The 24,941-nt window shown below is 61.4% G+C and carries 21 protein-coding genes; 9 read left to right on the top strand and 12 right to left on the bottom strand.

The genetic code is table 11. The features are described 5' to 3' along the window. Positions 1 to 25 precede the first annotated feature (25 nt). Positions 26 to 532 (bottom strand): GNAT family N-acetyltransferase, encoded by a 507-nt coding sequence (locus I6E52_RS13070; protein WP_197158136.1) that lies wholly within the window; start codon positions 530 to 532, stop codon positions 26 to 28. Positions 533 to 609: 77 nt separating this feature from the next. Beyond that, positions 610 to 1,290 (bottom strand): uracil-DNA glycosylase, encoded by a 681-nt coding sequence (locus I6E52_RS13065; protein ID WP_197158134.1) that lies wholly within the window; start codon positions 1,288 to 1,290, stop codon positions 610 to 612. A gap of 44 nt (positions 1,291 to 1,334) precedes the next feature. Here I6E52_RS13065 and I6E52_RS13060 point away from each other — a divergent pair, with 44 nt between their 5' ends. Further along, entirely contained in the window at positions 1,335 to 2,864 is a 1,530-nt protein-coding gene (locus tag I6E52_RS13060; RefSeq protein ID WP_231602201.1) for an MFS transporter, read from the top strand. Here I6E52_RS13060 and I6E52_RS13055 read toward each other — a convergent pair. Both I6E52_RS13055 and I6E52_RS13050 read right to left on the bottom strand, forming a co-directional pair. Continuing rightward, entirely contained in the window at positions 2,861 to 3,634 is a 774-nt protein-coding gene (locus tag I6E52_RS13055; protein ID WP_197139095.1) for an SDR family oxidoreductase, read from the bottom strand. The two genes, I6E52_RS13060 and I6E52_RS13055, sit on opposite strands and share 4 nt — an antisense overlap. Before the next feature lie 69 nt (positions 3,635 to 3,703). Next, entirely contained in the window at positions 3,704 to 4,696 is a 993-nt protein-coding gene (locus tag I6E52_RS13050) for an NAD-dependent epimerase/dehydratase family protein (protein ID WP_197158132.1), read from the bottom strand. A gap of 106 nt (positions 4,697 to 4,802) precedes the next feature. Here I6E52_RS13050 and I6E52_RS13045 point away from each other — a divergent pair, with 106 nt between their 5' ends. The 6 genes from I6E52_RS13045 (at position 4,803) to I6E52_RS13020 (ending at position 11,895) form a co-directional block, all read left to right on the top strand. After that, positions 4,803 to 5,897 carry an acyltransferase family protein gene (locus tag I6E52_RS13045; RefSeq protein ID WP_197158130.1) on the top strand — a complete coding sequence of 365 codons (1,095 nt, stop codon included), beginning with the start codon at positions 4,803 to 4,805 and terminating at the stop codon, positions 5,895 to 5,897. Between the two features lie 100 nt (positions 5,898 to 5,997). Beyond that, positions 5,998 to 7,317: a bifunctional o-acetylhomoserine/o-acetylserine sulfhydrylase gene (locus I6E52_RS13040; protein WP_197158128.1), complete on the top strand. Its 1,320-nt coding sequence runs from the start codon at positions 5,998 to 6,000 to the stop codon at positions 7,315 to 7,317. A gap of 132 nt (positions 7,318 to 7,449) precedes the next feature. Beyond that, a complete protein-coding gene (locus I6E52_RS13035; protein WP_197126479.1) occupies positions 7,450 to 8,655 on the top strand; it encodes a homoserine O-acetyltransferase in 1,206 nt (401 codons plus the stop codon). Between the two features lie 116 nt (positions 8,656 to 8,771). Continuing rightward, positions 8,772 to 9,935 carry a sensor histidine kinase gene (locus tag I6E52_RS13030; RefSeq protein ID WP_197126477.1) on the top strand — a complete coding sequence of 388 codons (1,164 nt, stop codon included), beginning with the start codon at positions 8,772 to 8,774 and terminating at the stop codon, positions 9,933 to 9,935. Further along, positions 9,932 to 11,185 carry a hypothetical protein gene (locus I6E52_RS13025; RefSeq protein ID WP_197158126.1) on the top strand — a complete coding sequence of 418 codons (1,254 nt, stop codon included), beginning with the start codon at positions 9,932 to 9,934 and terminating at the stop codon, positions 11,183 to 11,185. The genes I6E52_RS13030 and I6E52_RS13025 overlap by 4 nt, the downstream gene beginning before the upstream one ends. Before the next feature lie 38 nt (positions 11,186 to 11,223). Continuing rightward, positions 11,224 to 11,895 carry a response regulator transcription factor gene (locus I6E52_RS13020; protein WP_197126473.1) on the top strand — a complete coding sequence of 224 codons (672 nt, stop codon included), beginning with the start codon at positions 11,224 to 11,226 and terminating at the stop codon, positions 11,893 to 11,895. Between the two features lie 117 nt (positions 11,896 to 12,012). Here the strand turns inward: I6E52_RS13020 and I6E52_RS13015 are convergent, their stop codons facing one another. The 6 genes from I6E52_RS13015 to I6E52_RS12990 all read right to left on the bottom strand — a co-directional run bounded on the left by I6E52_RS13015 (position 12,013) and on the right by I6E52_RS12990 (position 18,437). Further along, on the bottom strand, positions 12,013 to 12,324 hold the full coding sequence (locus I6E52_RS13015) for an MTH1187 family thiamine-binding protein (protein ID WP_197126471.1): 312 nt from the start codon (positions 12,322 to 12,324) through the stop codon (positions 12,013 to 12,015). After that, positions 12,321 to 13,619 (bottom strand): glycosyltransferase 87 family protein, encoded by a 1,299-nt coding sequence (locus tag I6E52_RS13010; protein ID WP_197158124.1) that lies wholly within the window; start codon positions 13,617 to 13,619, stop codon positions 12,321 to 12,323. Before I6E52_RS13010 ends, I6E52_RS13015 begins: the two co-directional genes overlap by 4 nt. Beyond that, positions 13,613 to 14,467: an ADP/ATP-dependent (S)-NAD(P)H-hydrate dehydratase gene (locus I6E52_RS13005; protein ID WP_197158122.1), complete on the bottom strand. Its 855-nt coding sequence runs from the start codon at positions 14,465 to 14,467 to the stop codon at positions 13,613 to 13,615. The genes I6E52_RS13010 and I6E52_RS13005 overlap by 7 nt, the downstream gene beginning before the upstream one ends. A 27-nt stretch (positions 14,468 to 14,494) precedes the next feature. After that, the gene (locus I6E52_RS13000; protein ID WP_197126465.1) at positions 14,495 to 15,529 is read right to left on the bottom strand and encodes a hemolysin family protein; all 1,035 of its coding nucleotides are present in this window, start codon (positions 15,527 to 15,529) and stop codon (positions 14,495 to 14,497) included. Further along, positions 15,529 to 16,851: a hemolysin family protein gene (locus I6E52_RS12995; protein WP_197158120.1), complete on the bottom strand. Its 1,323-nt coding sequence runs from the start codon at positions 16,849 to 16,851 to the stop codon at positions 15,529 to 15,531. Before I6E52_RS12995 ends, I6E52_RS13000 begins: the two co-directional genes overlap by 1 nt. A 149-nt stretch (positions 16,852 to 17,000) precedes the next feature. Further along, positions 17,001 to 18,437 (bottom strand): GuaB1 family IMP dehydrogenase-related protein, encoded by a 1,437-nt coding sequence (locus tag I6E52_RS12990; protein WP_197158117.1) that lies wholly within the window; start codon positions 18,435 to 18,437, stop codon positions 17,001 to 17,003. Positions 18,438 to 18,617: 180 nt separating this feature from the next. Here I6E52_RS12990 and I6E52_RS12985 point away from each other — a divergent pair, with 180 nt between their 5' ends. Next, a complete protein-coding gene (locus tag I6E52_RS12985; RefSeq protein ID WP_197158115.1) occupies positions 18,618 to 22,469 on the top strand; it encodes a multifunctional oxoglutarate decarboxylase/oxoglutarate dehydrogenase thiamine pyrophosphate-binding subunit/dihydrolipoyllysine-residue succinyltransferase subunit in 3,852 nt (1,283 codons plus the stop codon). Positions 22,470 to 22,569: 100 nt separating this feature from the next. On the opposite strand, the gene I6E52_RS12980 is transcribed toward I6E52_RS12985, so the two are convergent. Both I6E52_RS12980 and I6E52_RS12975 read right to left on the bottom strand, forming a co-directional pair. After that, positions 22,570 to 22,800, bottom strand: coding sequence for an anti-sigma factor (locus I6E52_RS12980; RefSeq protein ID WP_197108994.1), 231 nt, complete (start codon positions 22,798 to 22,800; stop codon positions 22,570 to 22,572). Beyond that, positions 22,797 to 23,423, bottom strand: coding sequence for a sigma-70 family RNA polymerase sigma factor (locus I6E52_RS12975; protein WP_231600170.1), 627 nt, complete (start codon positions 23,421 to 23,423; stop codon positions 22,797 to 22,799). Before I6E52_RS12975 ends, I6E52_RS12980 begins: the two co-directional genes overlap by 4 nt. Before the next feature lie 109 nt (positions 23,424 to 23,532). Here I6E52_RS12975 and aroA point away from each other — a divergent pair, with 109 nt between their 5' ends. Continuing rightward, the gene (gene aroA / locus I6E52_RS12970; RefSeq protein WP_197158113.1) at positions 23,533 to 24,939 is read left to right on the top strand and encodes a 3-phosphoshikimate 1-carboxyvinyltransferase; all 1,407 of its coding nucleotides are present in this window, start codon (positions 23,533 to 23,535) and stop codon (positions 24,937 to 24,939) included. The last annotated feature ends 2 nt before the right edge of the window (positions 24,940 to 24,941 follow it).

The raw sequence follows: 24,941 nt of genomic DNA, 5'->3' as shown, positions 1-24,941 counted from the left end.
GAAGTTTTTGTTCGTGGGCGAAGCGCTACGCGTCGAGCGATTTCTGCAGCAGGTAGGTGCCGACCCAGCGGTCGAACTTGAAGCCAACGCGCGTGAGGTGCCCGATGGATTCGAAACCCAGTTTCTGGTGAAGGTGCACGGACGCTTCGGTGCCCTCATCCGAGATCACGGCAATGACTTCGCGGATGCCGATCTGCCGTCCACGATCGAGCAGTTCGGTGAGCAGTGCGCCGCCCACGCCCTGACCGGTGGCGGCCGGCGACAAATAGATCGACCCTTCGACGGTGTGCTTGTAGGCAGCCTTGGGGCGCCAAGGGAACATGGCGGCATAGCCAAGCACTCGCTCATTGTCGTCGACCGCAACGATGAACGGCAGCCCTGACTCTTCGACGCCGATTCGCTTGGCAGTCATGATCTCGGGAGTGACCTCCACGATGTCGAAGGTGACGACGGTCGTGCTCACGTAGTGACCATAGATGTCGGCGAGCGCCGCGTCATCCGCTGCGATGGCGTCTCTAAAGTGGTGTGCCATGGCTGCTCCCGAGGTGTCGTGACAAAAAAGGTGTGTGGTGAAAACTGTCTCGCCCCGAGGGCGACGAGACTCTCATTTTATGGGGCTGGTGACGGGTCAATTCGCCAATCAATTGACGCTGCCCCCTGTGCCTCGAGCGCAGCGTTCACTCGGCTGAAAGGCTTCGAGCCGAAGAATCCACGGCTCGCAGACAGCGGGCTCGGGTGCGCGCTAATAACGACTGGCGTATCTCCAAGCAACGGCGCAACGGATGCCGCATCCTTGCCCCACAACACGGCAACGAGTGGTTGCGGCCTCGCCGCGAGCGCCCGAATCGCGTGGGCCGTAATCTCTTCCCAGCCGTGACGACGATGGGAGCCCGTCTGGCCCGCCTGCACCGTCAGCACCCTGTTAAGCAACAGCACGCCTTGGCGTTGCCACGCGCTCAGATCGGGGTGCGCTGCGGGCGGGATGCCGAGGTCGTCGTTCAGTTCCTTGTAGATGTTGGCGAGGCTCCGCGGTAGCGGTCGCACCGCCCGGTCGGCCGAGAACGCGAGCCCCACGGCGTGCCCGGGCGTCGGATACGGGTCTTGGCCGACGATGAGCACCCGCACGTCATCGAAGGGCGCTTCGAAGGCGCGCAGTACGACATCCGGTTGGGGAAGCCACGGCCGCCCGGCAGCAGTTTCAGCGTCAAGGAACGTCGTGATCGCCTTCAGTTGACCCTCTAACGGGTGTAATTCGCGAGACCACCCGGGGTCGACACTGCTCAAGTCCATGTCACTACGCTAATGCGCGCCCTGTCTACCGATAGCATCCGTTCATGTCATTCCTGCGCGGAAAATCCGGGGCCATCACGATGGGCCTCATCGGCTACCTCTTCTTTGTCGAGCTGGTGAGCGGAATTATTCAGGGGTATTACATCCCGCTGATCCCGGACATTGTCGATCACCTCGGCATCCGCGATGCTGACTTCAACTGGTTCGAAGCTGCGCAGCTGCTGCTGAGCGCCATTGTGGTGCCCATTTTGGCGAAGCTCGGCGACATGCACGGGCACAAGCGCATCCTGCTCATTTCGACCGTTCTGACCGCCGGCGCAACCTGGTGGCTGGCATTCACGGGTGACTTCACGAGCTTCTTGATTGCGTGGGCTCTGCAAGGTTTCTACGTTGTCTGGCTCCCGCTCGAAGTCGCGCTGATCTTTGACCGCGGACGCGTGACTGGCATGGGTGCATCACAGACCCGTCGGGCCGCAGGATTCCTCGTGGTTGCTCTCGAAGCCGGTGCCATCATGGGCGCCCTCGGTGGCGGCCGCATCTTCAAGGCTTTCGGCGAGAACGTGCAGCAGACACTGATGGTCCCGGCCATCGCAGTGACCATCGTCTTCTTCGTGATCCTGTTCGGTGTCCCCGAATCGAAACCACTGCCGGGCCGCACTCTCGATTTCTGGGGCTTTGTGATCCTCACGATCGGCCTGCTGCTCATCACGTCGGGGCTCACATTCTTGCGCATCAATGGGCCCGAGGCGTGGTGGGTTTACCTCGTCATGCTCGCCGGTGTCGCGACCTTCATCCCGTGGGGTCGTTACGAACTGCGCCAGAAAGACCCCGCGATCGATCTTCGGATGCTGCGCGACCCGAGCATGTGGCCCATTCAGCTCACGGCGGGACTCGTCGGCATTAGCTTGCTCGGCGCTCAGGCACCGCTCGCGACCTTCGCCGGCACCGACCCGATCAACGGGTATGGCCTCGGCATGGAATCGGATGAGATTTCGTACATCATCGGCGCCTACCTCGTTTCGATGATTGTGGGAGCGCTTCTCTTCCCGATTCTGTCGAAGTGGAAGAGTCCGCGCGTCGCGCTCATCGTGGCCACCTTCTTTGTGGCAGCTGGCTATTTGATGTTCTTGCCGTTCCACGCGACAGCACTGAGTGTCTTCCTCAACATGAGCATCGCGGGTCTTGGCTCGGGTGCGCTTGTCGGCGCCCTACCCGCTGCGGCCGCAGCCGCTGCTCCGCGAGGCCAGACCGGCATCGCAACCGCTCTCACCAACACGACCAAGACGATTGGTGGCTCGTTCGCCTCGGCGATCTTCGCGATCGTTCTGCTGGCGGGAGCGGCATCCGCTGTCACGGAGACCGCCTCAAGCCTGTTCGGCTACCTCACGGTCTTCACGATCTGTGGTGCCGGCGCGCTCGTCGCCGCCGTGCTGCTGTTCTTGGTGCCGAAGCTGGCGTTCGCCGATGTCGTGGACGAGATCGACGAGCTCGTTCCAGTAGCAGCGGCCGGAGCGGACGACACTGCGACCGAGAGCGCCGAACCTGCGGCAGCCCCCGGAAACAGCAACGACTAACGAACCTTCAGCTCACCGCGGATCATTTTGAAGGGTGCCGCCTGAGCGACCGGCTTAATCGTGACGAGGTCAAGGTTGACGAACGGCGGCAGCTCGAGAGCGTGCACGATCGCTTCGGCAATGTCATCGGCGACCAGCGGGTCGGGCACATTGTCATAGACGGTGTCGGCCTTGGCTGCATCGCCGCCGAAACGAACGAGCGCAAATTCTTCTGTCTTCACCATGCCGGGAGCAACCTCGATCACCCGGATCGGCTCCCCCGCGAGCTCTAGCCGCAACACAGCGGTGAGGGCGTGCTGAGCAAACTTAGCGGCGTTATACCCGCTGCCACCCTCGTACGGCACTGAGGCTGCGATTGACGTGATCATAAGGATGCTCGCCGTGTCGCCCTCAACGATTGCTTCGCGCAACAGCGGCAAGAGTGCGCTGGTTACGCGCTTGGTTCCCACGACGTTGACGTCGAACATCCGGATCCAGTCATCCGCGTCGCTCTCTTCAACACTGGCGACACCGAGCGCGCCACCGGCATTGTTGACGAGCGCATGGATGGGGCCAAGCTCACGCAGGTAGGCGGCGAGCGCCTCGACGTCATCCTGTTTCGTCACGTCTGCAACGAAGGTGTCGACGCCGGTGTCGGCCGCGAGCGCCGCAAGCCGTTCCTCCCGTCGGGCGACAGCAACCACCTGCCAGCCATGTTTCACAAAACGACGTGCAGTCGCTTCGCCGATTCCTGAACTTGCGCCGGTAACTACTACTCGCTTGATCGCCATGCTTTAACGGTAGTGGCTTCGGGCAGTCGCCAGCCACCGGATGCCGCGCTCGCTCACGCCGAGAGCTCGCTAGCGTTCGTTCGCGATCAGATATTCGGCGGAGGCCAGGATGGCGTCGGTGGAGGAAATGTAAGTGAACCCAAGGTCGCGCGGAGCATCAGAACCATCAACATCGAGGTTGCGTTGAATGGAGCCGGCCAGCGCCCGCACCGCGGGATTAAAGGGAGCCACAATCTTTACGAGCCAGTTGGGCAGTTGCCGGGTAGTGATCTTGCGCTGCGGATAAGCGTTTTTGAGCACGGTGCTGGCTTCGGTGATCATCATCTCACCCGCGTTCGCCGGGTACCGTTTGCCGATTGCTACCGCGCTGTCGATTGCTGCAACGTGCATGCGGGCAACATCGCGCACATCCACAATCGGGAGATTCGACTTGGGGTAGGCCGGATCGACACCTCCCAGAAAGCGCTCCACGTACGCCAAAGAAGTGCCGTAGTGCTCATCCATCGGCGGGCCAAAGACCGCGCCGGGGTTGATCGTGGTGAGCTGCATTTCAGGATGCTCGGCCACGAACTGCCACGCCGCTCGCTCTGCCAAGGTCTTCGATGCTTCATAAGCGGTGGTGTCGGGATGCGTCGGGTCCGTCCAATTCGCGGGCGTCGAGACATCCATTCGCGGCTTAGCCGAATCTTTGTAGATTGCGGCACAACTTGAGGTGAGAATGACGCGGTGCACCCCCGCAGCCTGAGCGGCGACGAGCGCCCGCTGGGTGCCCTCCACCGCCGGACGAATCAGCTCCTGAGGATCTTTAGGCTCATCCACCGGGAAGGGTGACGCGGTGTGAAGAAGCACATCCACCCCAGCCATCGCCTCGGCCCACCCCTCGTCGGAGAGCAGGTCGAGGGAAACAAAGCTCAGGTCGGCACCGGGAAACAAAGCCTCGACTTGAGCCTGTCGCGTTCCGGAGCGCACGGCGGCTTTCACCGAGTAGTTACTCGCCAGCAGTTCGCGAACAATGTGTTTGGCGATGAAGCCTGAGGCGCCAGTAACGAGCACGGTGGTCATATGTCTCCTGAGGGGTTTTCTGCAGCGAACTGTCGGTTCAATCTAGTTCCCACAACCCGGGAAAAGCCACACGAAGCTCACGGCGATGCCGATTACACTTCAACGAATGACCGGAGCTTCTCTCACCACTTCGCCGCCTGCGCGCGCCCCCAAAGTACGACTCCCCCACTGGGACAACGCCCGCTTTCTCGCCGTCACCCTCGTGGTGATTGGCCACGGCATCCAGCGGCTCACGTACGACTCCAACAACGCCTTAGCGCTGTACCTCTTTATTTACGCGTTCCACATGCCCGCCTTCGCGATCATCAGTGGGTATTTTTCGAAGCCCGGACCGCCATCGGCGCTTCAGATGCGTCGGGTTCTCACCGACATTTTGCTGCCGTATTTCATCATGGAAGCCATCTGGTCAATCGTGAAGTTCTTCGCGGAGGGCACGACAGATCTCAACCCGTCGAAGCCCAGTTGGACGCTCTGGTTCCTTCTCGCCCTCGGTATCTTCCGCCTGGTCCTTCCGTACCTCGCACTATTGCGCTGGCCGCTGCTGTGGGCAATCATCGGCTCCGTCGGGGTCGGGTACTTCGACAACGTAGACAGCACCTTCTCGCTCTCTCGCGCCATCGGCATCCTGCCCTTCTTCGTGCTGGGGTGGAAACTCAATGAGTGGAAGCTCATGGAGCGCTGGAAGGTCGCCGAACGCTCGGTCTTGCTCATTCGGGCACTCGCGGTCACGATCTTCTTCGGGTGGATCGCCATCATCCTCAGCAACATCGAACTGTGGCGCACCATCAATCTGCGTTTCTGGTTCTTTTACGACGACTCCTACCAGGGCCTTGGTGAAGACCAATGGTGGGCTGGTGCGGTCCGGCTCGGCCTCATCGCTCTCGCCATCCTGTTGAGCGCAGCGTTCTTCGCTCTGGTCCCTCGCCGCCACACGTGGATTGCGGATGCCGGTCAAGCCACGATGTACGTGTACCTCCTGCACAGCTTCATCCTCTATCCGCTCCGCGAAAGCGGACTGCTGTTGGATGAACGGTCGTCGGCCATGTGGCTCGTGAGCATGGTGCTCGGCTCAATCGGTATCGCTCTCGTGCTGTCGACCCCGTTGATCAAGAAGATTTTCCGACCGATAATCGAGCCCAAACCGAACTGGGTTTTTGTGCCCTTGCCCAAAGAGACAGATCTGTCTACTAAAAAACGTTGAGTTACGACATATTTCACGAGTGATTGACCGCCCCACGGGGCCTGCTTAGGCTCACAGTGTGGCGGACATCCCGATCCACCAACCGACCTAGGAGGCCGCCGTGAGCGACTGGAACTTTGAAACCAAGCAGATCCACTCGGGCGCGCAGCCTGACCCCACGACTAACTCGCGGGCGACACCGATCTACAAGACCACCGCGTACGTCTTCAACAACGCGGATCACGCCAAGAACCTCTTCGCGCTGGCCGAATTCGGCAACATCTACACCCGCATCCAGAATCCAACCCAGGATGTTGTCGAGCAGCGCGTAGCCGCTCTCGAAGGCGGAACCGCAGCACTGTTGCTCGCTTCCGGCCAGTCGGCAACGACCTTCGCCGTGCTCAACATTGCACAGGCCGGTGACCACATCGTCTCGTCGTCGTCTGTGTACGGCGGAACCTACAACCTCTTCAAGTACACCCTCGCGAAGCTCGGCATCGAGACCACCTTCGTTGAGAACCAGGATGACGCTGCCGAGTGGGCAGCTGCTATCCGCCCCAACACCAAACTCCTCTTCGCGGAGACCATCGGTAACCCGCGCATCAACGTTCTCGACATCGAGCTCGTTGCCGACGTCGCCCACGCTGCTGGTGTTCCCCTCATCGTCGACAACACCATCGCGACGCCGTACCTGATTCGTCCGTTCGAGCACGGCGCCGACATCATCGTTCACTCGGCCACCAAGTTCTTGGGCGGTCACGGCACGGTTCTGGGTGGAGTCATTGTCGATGGCGGCAAGTTCGAGTGGTCGAAGAACGTTGACAAGTTCCCCGGTCTCACCGAGCCTGACCCGTCGTACCACGGCGCCAGCTACACTGGCGTTCTTGGCGATGGCATCGCGTACATCATCAAGGCCCGCGTTCAGTTGCTGCGCGACCTTGGTTCGGCCATCTCCCCCGACAGTGCTTTCTCGCTCATCCAGGGCATCGAAACACTCAGCCTGCGCATTGAGCGTCACGTGCAAAACGCTCAGGCAATCGCCGAGTGGCTCGACGGCCACGACGATGTTGACACGGTTTACTACGCCGGACTCCCCTCGAGCCCGTGGTACGCGAACGCCAACAAATACGCGCCCAAGGGTGTCGGTGGAGTTCTCTCCTTCGAGCTCAAGGGCGGAGTGGATGCTGGCCGCTCGTTCGTGAACAGCGTCGAGCTCTTCAGCCACGTGGCCAACATCGGTGACGTGCGCAGCCTCATCATTCACCCTGCATCGACGACCCACTCGCAGCTCTCCCCCGAGCAGCAGTTGACCGCCGGAGTCACACCAGGACTGGTGCGTCTTTCGGTGGGCCTCGAGAACATCGAGGACATCAAGGCCGACCTGCAAACCGGTTTCGATGCCGCCCGCGCGACAGCCGCAGAGGCTCGCGCCCGCGTCTAAGACTGCTGGCTTCACCAGTGGCGGCAGTGCTCTTCGGAGTGCTCCCGCCACTGCCTCGTTAACGCGGTCGGCAGCCACCAGCTTCGTAATAATTCCGTGCCACACAGAATAGTTCGCGATACTTAAGGCGACATGGACTGGCAGACACCTGAAGACACTGTTCCTTCGGCATTCATCACTGACGCAAACGTGCGTTCACTCCTCGGCAAGCCCCCGGCGACGGGCGCGTGGCGCGAGGGCGATCCAGTAGGTCAACGCCAGTTCGTCACCATCACCGATCTCGCTTTAGAGTTCAGCCGCCGCCTTCCCTCAGCGCGTATCGCTTACGAAACGCACGGCACTCTCAACGACGACGCGTCGAACGCGATTCTCGTCGCCCACGCCCTCACCGGTGATAGCCACATTGTCGGCAACCCCGGAAACGGGCACGCCACCGCCGGATGGTGGAACGATCTTGTCGGCCCAGGCAAAGCCATCGACACAGACCGCTGGTTCGTCGTGTCTCCCAATATCTTGGGTGGCTGTCAGGGCAGCACCGGTCCGGCATCTCACGCGCCCGACGGAGCCGAGTTCGGCGCCCGCTTTCCCTTCATCACGATCCGCGATCAGGTAGCCGCGCAGGTCGCCCTGAGCGATGCCCTCGGCATCGACAAGTGGGCCGCGGTGATCGGCGGCTCGATGGGGGGCATGCACGCTCTGGAATGGGCGGTCGCGCATCCTGATCGCGTCGAGAAGGTAGCCGTTTTGGCCGCACCGCCCGTCTCCACAGCCGACCAGATCGCTCACAACTCGGTTCAGGTCGAGTCGTTGCGCACCGATCCTGCCTTCGCGGATGGCGCGTACTACGACGCCGCCGATGGCGACGGACCCCACCGCGGGCTCGCTCTCGCACGTCGCCTCGCACTGCTCAACTACCGCTCTTCCGACGAGCTCAATGAACGCTTCGCCCGCACGTGGCAAAGCGAAGTGAGCCCGTGGGGCAAGGGCGGCCGCTATGCCGTCGAAAGCTACCTCGACTTTCACGGCAACAAGTTTGCGCGCCGCTTTGATGCCAACAGCTACGTCACTCTCGTCGAAGCAATGAGCTCCCACGACATTGCCCGCGGTCGCGGCACCGTCGCTCAAGCACTGGCACGCGCCACGATGCCCGCGCTCGTGCTTGGCATCGACAGCGATCGACTCTTCCCCGTGTCCGGCCAAGAGATCATTGCCGAGCACCTGCCTGGCAACATCGACGGCGCGCTGCCACACGTCATCCATTCCCCATTCGGCCACGACGGTTTCTTGATTGAGGATGCGCTCGTGAGCGCCCAGTTGGAACGCCTACTCGCTCTCTAAATTTGCTGAGAATCGTCCGTCACCGAGCGTGTTGGGCGAAAAAATGTCGCTTTCTCATGACAATCGGCGGTGCGTCACCCCCGAGAGAGGTACGAAATGTGCAAACATTGCCACAAATGGACCTCACTACGAAAGAACGAGATCGCCTACTTCAGCGCACTGCGCGAGTAGCGAGTCTTAGTTTTCTGATCGTTTCGGTCGTATGCCTGAGCATCCCGGGGGCAGTGTCGACAACGACGCTGCTGCTGTGCCTCCCGCTCTATGCGGTCATGGCTGTGTTGCAGTTCCAAACGGGAAACAGCCGCTCGATCGGCTGGGTCATTCCCTCGTTCGTGGTGGGCATCATCGCAATCCTTCTTATCGCGGGCACACCGGGCGGGCCGAGCCAAGCAGGGCTTTCTGCCGTGGCCCAACTCTCGTCAGCATCCCTCGCCTGTCTTGCCATCGTTTTGACGACCACGCTGCTGCGCCGCATCGTATTGCTCCTCAGTTTTCTCGCCGTAGCGAGCGTCACCATTATTTCGCTCGCACCGTTCCAGCCGCCCGTGCGCACTCTCGCCCTCGCGATCTTCGGCTGGATCCTTGCCGCCCTCATCGGCTTCTGGATTAGCTCGGGCGTTCCACAAGCCGTGCGCCGCATCGCCAGCATTGGTCGTGCCCACCGCGCAGAACGCCAAGCCAGCGAGACCGAAGCCCAGCGTCGTCAGGGTGCTCGCCTGCTTCACGACACGGTTCTGGCCACTCTCACGCTGCTCGCCCACTCCGGTGTCGGCGTTTCAGCAGAGGCCATGCGCCAGCAGGCCGGCGACGATGCTCGACTTCTGCGTCAACTTCGCCTCGGTGCCACCCCCACGCCGCAAGCATCCGGCGACTATAACCTGAGCGCCCCCGTAAGTGAGACAGTGCTCGGCACGACGCTCGAGTCAGTCAAGCAGCGATTCGGCCGCATGGGACTCGAAGTCAGTTGGCACGGTACCGGCCAGGTTCTGCTTCCCAGCGACGTCCTCGACGCCTTCCTGCTCGCCCTCGCTGAGTGTCTCGAAAACGTTCGCCGCCACTCCGGCGTTACCGAAGCTCACGTCACGATCACCGAAGACAACACGACCGTTCGCGCCATGATCACCGACTCCGGTGTCGGCTTCATCCTCGACGATGTCGATTCGGCGAGCCTCGGCTTCAAAGAGTCCGTCGTGGCACGGTTGAAAGAAGTCGGCGGACAAGCTCGACTGTTCTCCACTCCCGGCTCCGGAACCACCGTCGTCTTGGAGGTTCCCCGATGACCTACGCTCCTCCCGAAGAAAACACTCTCGGCGTCATCGTCGGCGGCAAACCACGCCACGCTAAGAGCGCAGCGGTTCGACGTCTCGCGGGCGACGACACTCCCCGACTCATCGGCCTCGGAACCGGCTTCGTCGGCATCGGAGCGGCCATTCTGGTGAGCCTTCGCGCGATCTACGGTCTCGTGTGGCTCGTGATCCAATGGGACATCTACCCCAATCCTGTTGCGGCAGCTATTGCATGGGTGCTCCTGATCGTCATCATCATTGGCACCATCACGGTGGTGCAGCTCACCAGCGGCCAACTTCCGCTCTGGATGTTCGTGCTCTTCCTTGTCGGCCTCGCCGCCGTCATGGCGCTCGACATCTTCGCCATCTGGGATCTACACAACATCGGCGGCCACGCGACCTCCGCGGTTGCGGCCGGAATGGCGTTACTTCTTGTGCTGACGGTTCGCCCCAGCGCCGACATCATCATCGCTGTCTCTGCGGTCGGCGCAGGCTTAGCCGCCGCCATCGTGGTGAACGTGCCCCTGACTGAAGACAATATTGCTCCGCAGATCACCACCGTGGCGTTCGCCGTGCTCCCCACCGTGATTGGTCTCTCCCTCATCGTCAACTTCCGCCAACTCGTGCAGGTCGAGCTCGACCGCGTGCTCGTTCAGAGCACCCTCACCGCACCACGTTTTGCCGTCGGCATGATGGCATCCGAAGAACTGGCCCGCCTCGACCTCGCCGCAGAAAAGCTGCTCGACTCGGTGGCAAACGGTTCAACCAAGCTGCCTCTGCAACCCAAAATTGCCTCGACGGCGGCATCCCTCGCCACCGAATTGCGACTGCACCTCATTGAGGGCCGCCGCGAAACCTGGCTCTATCATGCGATCACCGAGTCTGACCTGCTCGGCAAATCGGTAACACTTACCGACAAGGGAAGCCTCGCCGGTTTGCTCGACTCCACCCAGCGCGACGGCTTGCTCTCGACTGCGTGGCTCTTTGTGACTGACACCACCAAACGCGGGGCCAAAAACTCCGTCCACATCACGATCGCGCCATCAACTACCGTTTTGGCATCCGGTTTCGAAGACAAAGTGGCAGTCGGAATCTCGATCACCTCGACCGGAGTGGCACGAAATCGTGTTGACGCTTCCACCTGGGAAGCGGTCGCGAAGGTCGGAACGTATACCGACTCCATAGAGAACTCCAGCGTGCGCCTCGACATTGAATGCCTTGTCGAAAACCCCGCTGACCAATAATTTTCGTAAGATAAGACGAACGACCAGAGGACCTAATCGTGACTGAACCAACAAAGCGCATCCGGCTCGCACTCGTTGACGACCACCGAATGTTGCTCGGTGCGCTCACCGAGTGGATTCGTCAGGCCGCAGCCGACATCGACATGGTTGTTGCCGTGCCGACGTGGCCCGAACTGACGATCCACCCCGAGTTCCCTGTCGACGTTGTGCTGCTCGACCTTGACCTCAAAGACAACATCCCGGTCTCGCTCAAGATCAACACTCTCAAGTCGATGAACGTTCGCGTTGTTCTCATGAGCACCTATTCCGAGCCCAACGTGGTTCGCGAAGCTCTCGCCGCTGGTGCCCTCGGCTACCTCGTCAAGAGCGAAGACGCCGACATGATCGTGGAAGCAATTCGGGCAGCATCCAAGGGTGAATCATTCATTTCCGCCGAGCTCGACTTGGCAATCAACGCCGACGAAATCGGTGGAGCCCCCAAGCTCAGTGCTCAAGAACGTCGCGTCATGGCGCTCTACGGCGGCGGCGAGCCCGTCAAGTCGGTCGCCTACCAACTCAGCATCTCTGAAGAGACCGCCAAGAGCTACCTCAAGCGCATTCGCGAGAAGTACCGCGTCGCGGGCTTCGATGTCGGCACCAAGGTAGCGCTGCGCAAGCGCGCTCTCGAAGACGGCATCCTCATCGAGACCGACACGATGCACCACCTCTAAGCCTTACCGCGCAGTTCTGGCCGCAACAACAAACCGCACTGACTCCGCTTCACGCGGATCCAGTGCGGTTTGTTCGTTAAGAGCAGGTGCTGTCATCCAACGGCACGCCGACGACCGTTAGCTGTCGGCGCGAAGGAGTGCTTCTTCGAGGCGCTCGAGCTTGCCGGTCATCTCTCCGGTGCGACCGGGGCGGATGTCCGCCTTCAGCACGAGCGAAACCCGCGAACCAAATTGCCCGACAGCTTCTGTCGCGGCTTTCACCACCGCAAAAACCTCGTCCCAGTCCCCCTCAATCGTCGTAAACATCGAGTCGGTCTGGTTCGGTAGCCCTGATTCGCGCACCACTTTCACCGCGGCGGCCACGGCATCGTGGACAGAATCGGTTCCGTCGGAACCACCACTGGGTGCGATTGAGAATGCGACGATCATGCTGACTCCTTTGCCGAGGGGCGTTCGAGGGATGGGCTGTATGGGGTTGAGAAGAACGGCTGCGGCGTCTGTTCCCCGCTCGCAGACGGGCGAGAACCGAGCCGTACGAGCTGCCCGATCGCCCACACCAGAAGGGCGAGAACGAGCACGTTTCGCACCGTCAGGATGGTAACCATGATGGGGTTGGCAGCCAAGAGCTGGTCATAAAAGTAGGGATACACCAGTTGGGTAAGGGCGGCAATGACGAGGGCGAGCGCCGCGGGCATCCGGAACCGAAGCGACCCCTCGGCGCGAGCGGTGAGCAGCCCAAGAACGATCGGTACCGCGAGCCAGCCAATAAACTGAGGCGAGCCGACCTTATTGACCACGATGAGCGCGGTCACGAGGGCGAGACTCAACATCGAAAGAACGCCAAGAGTTGAGGAGCCCGCGCGCGTTGCTCTCACGCCCAGCACAGCAATAACAAGAATGACCACTCCCAGCAGCGGTGTCATGAGGGCCGCCGCGAGTTGCACTCCGGCTCCGGTCACTTGAAAAGTGAGAATCGAGGCGTCGTAGTAGATAAAAGTGTCGGGCACGCCCGCCACAGCCTGCCAAAGCCAGAACCCGGCAATCGGAGACTCAATTTGGATGCCGCGCCCTGTCTGCTCACTCACAAAGCTGAACACGTTCATCCCTGAGCCTGCCAGCAGCGCGAATACGACCACGGTGGCTGTTGTTCCCGCGGCGGCAATCGCGATAGCCCAACGATGACGCAACGTGATGAACGCCGCGAGCAGGAGCGCTGCAGGCCACACCTTGATCCAGGTGGCGCACGCCAAAACGACGCCTGCCGCTCGGGGGTGCCTGCTCAGCAGCCGCACTCCGACAAGCGCGACCGCCACCGTCACCGCGTCAATGCGACCGAGCGCAATCGGTCCGAGGGCCAGCAAGAAGACCAGCCACCACCATCCGATAATCACACCGGCGCGGGAGCGACCCCAGCGGGTGAGAAACCCGAGCGCGACGAGGTTGAGGAGCATGACGAGCGCGAGCCACGTCGCGCCGATGTGGCCGATGCCAAAAGTGACTGATGCCAGAATCGGCACGATCGCGAGCAGCGGATACACCCACGGCATATCAACGCCCACCACAATTCCTGAGGCATAGGCCTGCTGCGCCCAGCCTGCGTACACGATGGTGACATCGCCAAAGGGGTTTCCGGGGCCCTGAAGATTGAGCAAGCCCAGCACGAGGTGCACCGCGATAAAGAGAAGCCAGAGCGCGAAGGCGCTGACCGTGTGGCGGTTCAGCACGCTGGCGCGGGAGCAGGCGCACTATCACCAGCGACCGCGACAAGCTCCGCGACGATGTGAGGCACGTGAGCACACAGGTCAAGGATGGTGAGTGGTCCTCCAGCGCTAGCGAGCTGCGCTGCACGACCATGAATGTAAGACGCGGTGGCAGCGAGCCCCACGAGTTGTGCCGGATCAACAAGCACCGCGTCACTGTGCGTTGCGACCAGTGCCCCGAGGATGCCGCCAAGCGCGTCTCCAGCGCCAGCGGTAGCCAACCATGCTGGTGCTGCCGCCACCGCGACCGTCGTTGCTCCGTCGGTGATGTACGTCGTGTGACCCTTGAGCAGCACGGTGCAGCCGAGTCGGGTGGCGGCGGATTCCGCCCAGTCCCGGGGGGCCGCAGCGATCTCGTCGACAGGCTCGTCAAGCAGCCGGGAAAGTTCACGATAGTGCGGGGTGATTACGGTTGGGGTGCTCACGCGGTGAACCACGTCAAGGGCTCCCCCGTCGAGCACGAGGGGAACGTTCTGGCTCAGGGCGGCAGTGATGTGTTTTTCGGAAGCGGGCTCGCGATTGGCATGATCCATACCCGAGCCGATGAGCCAGGCCTGCACGCGACCGTCAGCCATCACCGCTTCGGGGCGACGCTGCAGGATCAGGTTTTCGGCACGCTCAGCACCGAGGTAGCGGATCATTCCGACTCCGGTTCGAGCAGCGGCTTCGACACCGATAACCGCGGCTCCCGGATACTGCGCCGACCCTGTAATCAGCCCAAGCACCCCGCGGGAATACTTGTCATCGGAGTCCTGGGGCAGAGCGATGTGACGTGCCGCCTCAGCAGCACCCCACATCGACTCAGTATCCATGGATGTCAACGATAGTTGAGAACGCTGTTAGCGACGCCGGGTGGCGTCTTGAACTTCGCCCACGAGCACTTCGATGATGTCTTCGAGGAACAGCACACCGGTGGTTTCACCGGTCGCGTCGAAGCTGCGAGCAACGTGCACTCCTGAACGACGCATTGTCGCCAGCGCATCTTCAAGGTCGGTCTCGCAGTACATCGAGATGAGCTGACGAATCCGCTTGGGCGGCACCGGCTCCGAGAATTCGCTCTCGTCGAGGTCGATGACGTCCTTCAAATGCAGATAACCCGTGGGTTCTCCCGCGTCATTGAGCAGGATGTAGCGCGAGAATCCGCGCTGAGCGACCGCCTTTTCGAGATCGGCAGGGGTGGCATCCTCGGGCAGCGTGACGAGCCCCGACATCGGGATAGCGACATCGCGAACCTTTTTGGAGGTGAACTCGAACGCGCCGGTGAGGGTGCCACCGGCATCCATCAGCACACCTTCTCGCTTCGACTGCGCCACAATCGTGGCCACTTCGTCGAGCGTGAAGACACTGTTCGCTTCGTTCTTAGGCACGACATTGAAGAGTCGCAGGATGCCATTCGCTGTCGCGTTGAGGGCGACGATGATCGGGCGGAAGACTGTCGCGATGAACACGAGCGGCGGCGCCAAAATCAGCACCGCACGATCGGGAATCGAGAACGACAGGTTCTTCGGCACCATTTCGCCGAGCACAACGTGCAAGAACGACACAATGATCAGCGCAAGAATAAACGCGATCGTGCTGATCAGTTCTTCGCTGAGGCCAGTCAGCGCCAACGGCACCTCAAGCAAGTGGTGAATGGCCGGTTCTGACACATTCAGAATCAGCAGCGAACACACTGTGATGCCCAATTGGCACGCCGCGAGCATGAGCGTCGCGTGTTCCATCGCCCATAGCGCGGTCTTTGCCGAGCGTGAACCGGATGCCGCAAGCGGCTCAATCTGTGAGCGTCGTGCCGAAATGACGGCAAACTCTGCCCCCACGAAGAAGGCGTTGATGATCAGTAGAACGAAAAGCCAGATGATTCCCCAGACGTCCATTAGCGCACCACCTCAGCATCGCTCGTGGTGTCAATGGGATCGGGGGTAAACCTCACGCGGTCGATGCGTCGACCTTCCAGTCGTTCAATGCGGAACACTCCGCCAGCGGCGGTAATGGTGTCGCCGGTGCGTGGCACTCGGCCGAGTTCGCTCATGAGCCAACCCGCGACCGTCTCGTACGGTCCCTCTTCGGGAACCTCAACGCCGGTGCGCTCGAGAAGCTCATCGGGGCGCAGAATTGCGGGGAAGGTGAACCAGTCACGCGAGCGCACCACATCTGCTTTCGAACGGTCGTGCTCGTCGGAAACTTCGCCGACGAGTTCTTCCACGAGGTCTTCGAGCGTGGCGACTCCGGCAGTTCCGCCGTATTCGTCAACGACAACAGCCATTTGGTAGCCACGTCCGCGAAGTTCGGCGAGGAGGGCATCCAGTCGCATCGTTTCTGGCACCCGAAGCGCTTCGGTTTGCAGTGCAGAAACGGGCACGTCGGCACGCTTCTTGTGCGGCACCGCAACAGCCTGCTTGATGTGCACAAAGCCCACAACATCGTCGATGCTGTCGTCGATTACGGGGAAGCGAGAGAAGCCGGTGCGCTTAGCGAGATCAATGACGTCTTGCGCACTGTCGGTGCGGTCGATGCTGTCGACCCGCGGCCTGGGCGTCATCACGTCTTGCGCCGTGTGATCGGCAAAGGCGAGGGTGCGCGCGAGCAGGGTAGCCGTGTCCGCTTCGAGGCTTCCTTGGCTAGCCGAACGGCGAACGAGCGATGTTAGTTCCTCTGCCGTGCGTGCACCCGAAAGTTCTTCTTTCGGTTCGATTCCCACAGAGCGGAGGATCGCATTTGCGGTGTTGTTGAGCAGGCTCACAGCCGGCTTGAACACCGTCGTGAAGAGAATTTGGAACGGCACAACAAATTTTGCGGTGGCGCGTGGCAACGCGAGAGCGAAGTTCTTGGGAACCAGCTCGCCCACGATCATGGAGAGCAGCGTGGCGAACGTGATGGCCAGCACGCTAGCGAGCACGACCACGACGCCGTCAGGCAGCACTTCGCCGAGCGGAATCGATAGCCAAATACTGAATGCAGGTTCGAGGGTGTAACCCGCGAGAAGAGTCGTGAGGGTGATGCCCAGTTGCGCGCTCGAAAGATGAGTCGAGGTGTGCTTGAGCGCCGCGATTATGGGGGAAAGTCGCTTTTCGCCACGCTCTTGTCGTGACTCAAGATCGGAACGATCGAGGTTGACGAGAGCAAATTCAGAGGCGACGAAGAAGCCAGTGCCAACAGTCAGCACGAGGCCAGCGGCGAGGAGAAGCCATTCATTCATGACAGTTCACCTCCAGCCGCGGAGGTAGGTAGAGAACGGGCGAGAAACAGGTGATGGTCGCACGGAGAAGGGCCCCGGCGACAACTAGAGGGAGGGTCGTCCATTATGGGCTCGATTATAGGACAGATTCCTCAGTAACCACCGATCTACTACCAGCTCACGGGCAGCGCCTTTCCCTCTTCATACCCGGCAGCGGACTGGATTCCCACCAACGCCCGCTCGCGGAACTCCCTCAGAGTGGCCGCGCCGGCATAGGTGCACGAGCTGCGCACCCCCGAGGTGATCATGTCCACGAGGTCGTCGATAGACGGTCGAGCCGGGTCAAGATAAATCTTGGAGCCGGAAATTCCCTCGGCGAAGAGTTCCTTGCGAGCGAGATCGTAGGCATCAAGGCCACCAAAACGGGCCCGCACTGCCTTGGTTGACGCCATCCCCCAGCTGGTTTTGTAGAGCGCACCGGCATCGTCGTGACGCAGTTCGCCCGGGGCTTCGATCGTGCCGGCAAACCACGAACCGATCATGACGGATGTCGCCCCAGCGGCGAGCGCGAGCGCAACGTCGCGCGGGTAGCGCACCCCGCCGTCAGCCCACACGTGGGCGCCAAGTTCGCGCGCGGTTGCCGCCGTCTCAAGCACTGCGGAGAACTGCGGACGACCGACCGCGGTCATCATGCGCGTGGTGCACATGGCGCCGGGGCCAACCCCGACCTTGATGATGGTTGCTCCTGCTCCGACAAGGTCACGCACAGCGGCGCTCGTCACCACGTTGCCTGCAACCAGCGGTACGCCGAGGTCAAGGGCGGCGACCGTTTCGATCGCCCGCACCATGCCTTCTTGGTGTCCGTGCGCGGTGTCGAGAACAAGAGCGCACGCGCCGGCGGCGACGAGAGCACTGGCGCGGGCACCAACATCACCGTTGATTCCGAGGGCGGCGGCGACCGCGAGTTTGTCGTCGCCGTCGAGGGCTGGAGTGTAGAGGGTGGAACGGAGCGCGCTGGTCTTACTGGTCGTTCCTGCGACCGTAGTGCCCTCAACGACCGGGGCGAAGCCGAGGCCTCGCTCGACGAGAAGGTCGAAGAGTTCGCGAGCGCTGCCGAACTCCGTGCGGTCAATCGCGTGGGCGTCGGCGCGGGCGATGTCGCCCAGAGCGGCACCGGGCATTGCCGTGGCCAGCTGTTCGGCATCCACCACACCGACGAGTTCGCCGTCGTTCTGGAGCACAACCCCGTGGCCGGGCAGCGGAGGCACCAGCAGCAGCGCTTTCTCTACTGTGTCGTTCGGGCTCAAAAAGACGGCGGAGTCGAGATCGACGGGTTGGTTTCGAACCCACGCGAGAGCCTCAGCCATCTCGTCGTCGCTGAGATCTTGCGGGAGCACGCCGAGTCCTCCGCGTCGCGCCAGGCTGGCGGCCAGGCGAGGGCCGGTCACCGAGTTCATGTTGGATGCCACGAGCGGAATGGTCGCGGGCGTTCCGTCACCGGGCGCCAGCGAGACGGCCATCCGGCTGCCTACCGAGGAGTGGCTGGGCACCAAAAACACGTCGGAATAGGTCAAGTCGTGCATGGGCGTGGTCTCGTAGAAATCCATAGTGACGAGCCTAATTGTCACTAGAGGAAAACAATCTGCAGAAAAGTCAGGAAAATAAGGGAGATCGCCGCCTCACGGCCAGCAGACGCACAACAAAGCGATTAACATTGTCAGGGATGTCTGGCGCGCAGACCGCGCGCCGTTTTTGTGATCACCAGAACTGAAAGTAGGCGGTTTGACGTGTCAGGCCAAGTAACCGGAACCGCAGCGGACGGAGACTCCTCGGGCGACTTCGGGGCCAACGAATGGTTGGTCGACGAGATGTACGAAAAGTACCTCGAAGACAAAAATCTAGTAGCGGAATCTTGGTGGCCCTTTTTGGAGAGCTATACGCCATCGGCAGACTTGACTCCTTCAAGTGCCGTTCCCACGTCAACAACTCCGGATGCTCCGGCCGCAGCCCCGGCGACGACGCCGACTGCACGGCAGCCCACTGCCGCAGCTCCTGCAGCTCCCGCGGCTCCCGCGGCCCCCGCTGCAGCGCCTGCCGCCGCCGAGGCCAAGCCCTTCGTCGACGAGGCTAACCCCAGCACGGGCAGCCAGCCCATCGCTCGCACTACGTCAATTGAGCCGAAGCCCCAGCCGATCCCGGCTGAAGCGCCGTCGACGGTTCCGATTGAAACGCTCAAGGCTGAGGCCGCAGCTAAGCCCAAAACGGAGAACGTCGTTGCTCCCCTCCGTGGCGCTGCAAAGGCACTCGCATCGAACATGGACTCAAGCCTCACGGTCCCTACCGCTACGAGTGTTCGCACGATCCCGGCGAAGCTCATGATTGACAACCGCATTGTCATCAACAACCACCTCAAGCGTGCTCGCGGTGGCAAGGTGTCGTTCACGCACCTCATCGCGTGGGCCATTATCGAGACTCTCAAAGAGTTCCCCAGCCAGAACGTCTTCTACGACGAGCCAAATGGCAAACCGTCTGTTGTTACTCCGGCGCACATCAACCTCGGCATCGCGATCGACATGCCCAAGCCTGATGGCACGCGTGCGCTCGTTGTTCCCGGCATCAAGAACGCCGAGACCATGGGCTTCGCCGAGTTCCTCGCCGCCTACGAAGATGTTGTGTCTCGCGCCCGCGCGAACAAGCTGACCGGGCCCGACTACATGGGCAATACAATTTCGCTCACCAACCCTGGCGGAATCGGCACCGAGCATTCCGTTCCCCGCCTCATGCGCGGTTCGGGAACGATCGTCGGCGCCGGAGCGCTTGAATACCCGGCCGAGTTCCAGGGTGCGAGCCTTCGCACTCTCACGGAGTTGGGTATCGGCAAGACGGTTACCCTCACGAGCACCTATGACCACCGCGTCATTCAGGGTGCCGGCTCGGGTGAGTTCCTCAAGAAGATCCACGAGCGACTCATCGGTGCCAACAACTTCTACGAAGACATCTTCGCGGCGTTGCGCATCCCCTACGACCCCATTCACTGGGCCAACGACATCAACGTCGACCTCGCCGACAACATCAACAAGACGTCGCGCGTTCAGGAGCTGATTAACTCGTTCCGCGTTCGTGGTCACCTCATGGCTGACACCGACCCGCTCGAGTACCGTCAGCGTTCACACCCCGACCTCGACATTTCGAGCCACGGCCTTACCTTCTGGGATCTCGACCGTGAGTTTGTCACTGGCGGTTTCGGCGGCAAGCGTCAAGCCCTACTGCGCGAGATTCTTGGCACACTGCGTGATGCTTACTGCCGCACCGTTGGCATTGAGTACATGCACATTCAGAACCCGGAGCAGCGCCGCTGGATCCAGGATCACGTCGAGAAGCCCTATAGCAAGCCCGGCCACGACGAGCAGATGCGCATCCTCGGCAAGCTCAACGAGGCCGAAGCCTTTGAGACCTTCCTGCAGACCAAGTACGTCGGCCAGAAGCGCTTCAGCCTTGAGGGTGGAGAGTCAACGATCGCGCTGCTGGATGCCGTCATCCAGAAAGCCGCCGAGGCCAACCTCGAAGAGGTTGCCATCGGTATGGCCCACCGTGGCCGCCTGAGCGTGCTCACGAACATCGCCGGAAAGACCTACGGTCAAATCTTCCGCGAGTTCGAGGGAACCCAAGACCCGCGCACCGTTCAGGGTTCGGGTGACGTGAAGTACCACCTCGGCACCGAGGGCACCTTCACTGCTGCCGATGGTCGCCAGATTCCTGTCTACCTTGCCGCTAACCCGTCACACCTCGAAGCGGTAGATGGCGTGCTCGAGGGAATCGTTCGCGCTAAGCAAGACCGTCGCCCCATTGGTTCCTACGCCGTTCTGCCCGTCATGGTTCACGGAGACGCGGCGATGGCCGGTCAGGGAATCGTTGTTGAAATCTTGCAGATGTCGCAGCTGCGGGCATACCGCACGGGTGGCACCATCCACGTGAACATCAACAACCAGGTTGGTTTCACGACGCCGCCGAGCGAGGGCCGCACGTCGCAGTACTCGACAGATGTTGCCAAGACGGTCCAGGCACCGATCTTCCACGTGAACGGTGACGACCCCGAAGCTGTTGTTCGGGTTGCCGAGCTCGCCTTCGCTTACCGCCAGAAGTTCCACCGCGATGTTGTGATCGACCTCATCTGTTACCGCCGCCGTGGCCACAACGAGGGCGACGACCCCTCGATGACGCAGCCGCTCATGTACAACTTGATCGAAGCGAAGCGGTCCGTTCGAACCCTCTACACCGAGGGTCTCGTTGGTCGTGGCGACATCACTCAGGAAGAGTACGAAGCCAGCCACCAGGACTTCCAAGACCGCCTCGAGCGCGCTTTTGCCGAAACACATGCCGCTCAGACCGGTTCGATGCCGATCCTCACGAAGGATGGCAACGGAGTTTCTGACCTCGAGCGTCCCGGCTCGCAGCGCGACGATGCCATCGGAGAGCCCATCACGACGGGCATCGACGAGAGCGTTGTTCAGCTCATTGGCGACGCGCACGCTAACCCACCGGCAAACTTCACCGTGCACAAGAAGTTGCAGGCCCTGCTGAAGAAGCGCACCGACATGAGCCGCAAGGGCGGCATCGACTGGGCTTTCGCCGAGTTGCTCGCTATCGGTTCTGTGCTTCTCGAAGGCACCCCGGTGCGTATGGCCGGTCAGGATGCTCGCCGCGGCACGTTTGTTCAGCGTCACGCTGTGCTCCACGACCGCGAAAACGGTCAAGAGTGGTTGCCGCTGCAAAACCTTTCCGAGAACCAGTCACGCTTCTGGATCTACGATTCGCTGCTCAGCGAGTACGCCGCGCTCGGCTTCGAGTACGGCTACTCGGTCGAGCGTGCCGACGCTCTCGTCATGTGGGAAGCCCAGTTCGGTGACTTCGCCAACGGCGCTCAGATTGTCGTAGACGAGTTCATTTCGAGCGCCGAGCAGAAGTGGGCGCAACGTTCGAGCGTCGTCATGCTGCTGCCGCACGGCTATGAGGGCCAGGGCCCTGATCACTCCTCCGCCCGCATCGAGCGCTACTTGCAGATGTGTGCCGAGAACAACATGATCGTGGCACGCCCGTCAACGCCGGCATCGTATTTCCACTTGCTGCGCCGCCAGGCCTACTCGCGTCCGCGCCGTCCTCTGATCGTGTTCACCCCGAAGGCGATGCTTCGCCTGCGCGGTGCCACCAGTGATGTTGCCGACTTCACGAGTGGTCGCTTCGAGCCCGTTCTCGACGATGTTCGTCTCGACGACAAGTCGGCCGTCACTCGCGTCATCGTGACGTCGGGCAAGACCTACTACGACATCATTGCCGAACTCGACAAGCGCGAGATCAAGCACATCGCCGTGGTGCGCATGGAGCAGTTCTACCCGCTCCCCGTTGCCGACATGAATGTGGTTCTCAGCCAGTACCCGAACGCAGACATCGTGTGGACTCAGGATGAGCCCGAGAACCAGGGTGCTTGGCCGTTCATTAGCTTGGAACTGCAGCGCCACCTTGAGTCGCGCGAGATCAAGCTCGCCTCGCGTCCGGCATCCGCCTCACCGGCGACCGGTTCGTCGAAGCGCAGCGCGCTCGAGCAGGCCGAACTGATCGACCACGCGATTACCCAGCCGTAACCGCACCCGCGTTAATGACAAAAGCGGGCATCCTCTTCGGAGGATGCCCGCTTTTGCGTTAGCACGTGAGCAGCTGTAGGCGCTCAGCGCTAGAGAGTGTTTAGGCGCCCGCCAGCTTCGACAAGATCGCGCTGCGCAGATCATCCGGTGCCGTCTCACGGCAGGCCTGCTTGACCTTGAGCTTCAACGCGAGTGCCACAAGATGTTCGCTCGAGCAGGATTCGCAGTTGTCGAGATGGTTTGAGACATCCTGAAAGTCGGCCTCGTTGAGTTCGCGGTCGAGGTATTCCTCGAGTTCAGCTTTTGCTTTTTCGCAACCGCAGTCGGTCATTTGGTGCTCCTTGATGCTGCTGGCGTGACGGGGGTGCGGTCACGCGCGTAGTCGGCCAGTAGTTCGCGCAACATACGACGGCCACGGTGCAGTCGGCTCATTACGGTACCTACGGGGGTTTTCATGATGTCGGCAATCTCCTGATAGGAGAAGCCCTCAACGTCGGCGAAGTAGACCGCGAGGCGGAAGTCTTCGGGAATCGACTGCAGGGCATCCTTCACCGCGCTGTCGGGCAGGTGATCAATCGCTTCAGCCTCGGCAGACCGGGTCGACACCGACTGGGTGACAGATTCTGCGCCACCCAATTGCCAGTCTTCGAGCTCATCGATCGTGCCCTGATAAGGATTGCGCTGGTTCTTGCGATAAATGTTGATGAAGGTGTTGGTCTGGATGCGGTACAACCAGGCCTTCAGATTGGTGCCCTGCTGGTATTGCCCGAATGCTTGGAACGCTTTTACGAAGGTCTCTTGAACGAGATCTGCAGCGTCGGTGGGGTTGCGGGTCATACGCATGGCAGCGCCAAAAAGCTGGTCCATAAAGGGCAGCGCTTGCTCTTCAAACTGTCGTCGCTTCTCGTCAGCGGCAGCATCGGTAGCGCTGGGCTCAACTCTGTCGGTAGTCATTAGCGACAATTCTAGTTCGCTGATGACGGCATCCTGCTGAGTGTTCAGTACTGCGGTCATACGGGCGCCTCCTCCGTGGGGTCTTAAACGCCGATACTCTTAGTAACTGATGTTCGTATCTAAGTATTCCAACCCAGAATTCAGCCCGTATGACGACGAGACGGTGCCAGACACCACGGTGCCCGGAAACTGGGCTGCGCCCACCGTTTCGCATGCGCTCGCAGCGTCACTGAGTTTGCCGGGCAGCAAGAGTCTCACGAACCGCGAACTGGTCTTGGCGGCCCTCGCTGATGGCCCCTCTCGTTTGCACTCGCCCCTTCATTCGCGCGATAGCGCTCTCATGATTCAGGCTCTCCGCGCGCTCGGCGTGGGAATTGACGAGATCGCAACGGGGAACGCTTTTGGTCCCGACCTGCAGATCACCCCGGGTGAACTCGAAGGTGGCACCTCAATCGATTGTGGTCTCGCGGGAACGGTCATGCGTTTCCTCCCGCCCGTTGCGGCGCTCGCCCTCGGGCCGGTCGCTTTCGACGGCGACGAAGCAGCCCTTCGTCGTCCCATGCGCACCACGATTGACTCGCTGCGAGCGCTCGGCGTGGATGTCTCCGACGACGGTCGCGGAACCCTCCCCTTCAGCCTGTATGGCATGGGCACGGTTGCCGGCGGCGACGTCAGCATCGATGCCTCGGCATCCAGCCAATTCGTTTCTGGTCTTCTTCTTGCGGCAGCACGCTTCGAGAACGGACTCACTCTGCGTCACACCGGCGACAAGCTGCCGAGCATGCCGCACATTGAAATGACGATTGCGTGTCTTGCTGCTCGCGGGGTCACGGTCGAGAGCCCGGAACCCGGGGTGTGGGTTGTTCCTGCTAGCCCGATCCACGCGATCGACGTGGCGCTCGAGCCCGACCTCTCCAACGCAGCGCCGTTCTTGGCTGCCGCGATCGTGGCTGGCGGAACGGTCACGATCGAAGGCTGGCCAGAGTCGACCACTCAGGTCGGTGCTGACCTTGAGCAGCTACTTCCGCTTTTCGGTGCGACGGTCACGCGCAAAGATGGTGCGCTCACTGTCGATGGCGGCGTAGGCGTGGTGGGCGGTCACCGTTACCCCGGAATTGAGCTCGACCTCTCTACCGGTGGCGAGCTCGCTCCCGCAATCGTGGCGATCGCAGCACTCGCGTCGTCCGCGAGCACAATCACGGGAATCGGCCACTTGCGCGGCCACGAAACCGACCGTCTCGCAGCCTTACGCACCGAGATCAACTCGCTCGGCGGATCCGTCACCGAACTCGACGACGGTCTCCACATTGAGCCAGCCGAACTGCACAGTGGCGTGTGGCATAGCTACGAAGACCACCGGATGTCCACGGCCGGCGCCATCATTGGCCTTGCCATTGAAGGCGTGGAGATCGAGGGTATCGACGCGACCGCCAAGACGCTCCCCCAGTTCCCTGAGCTGTGGCGCACGCTCGTCGGCGATGCGCCGCTGACCACTGACACTCTCGGATTGCTCTAACG

It is taken from the genome of Salinibacterium sp. NG253, from assembly GCF_015864945.1.
Lineage (GTDB): Bacteria > Actinomycetota > Actinomycetes > Actinomycetales > Microbacteriaceae > Rhodoglobus.
This window is presented reverse-complemented; position numbering and strand designations above follow the sequence as displayed.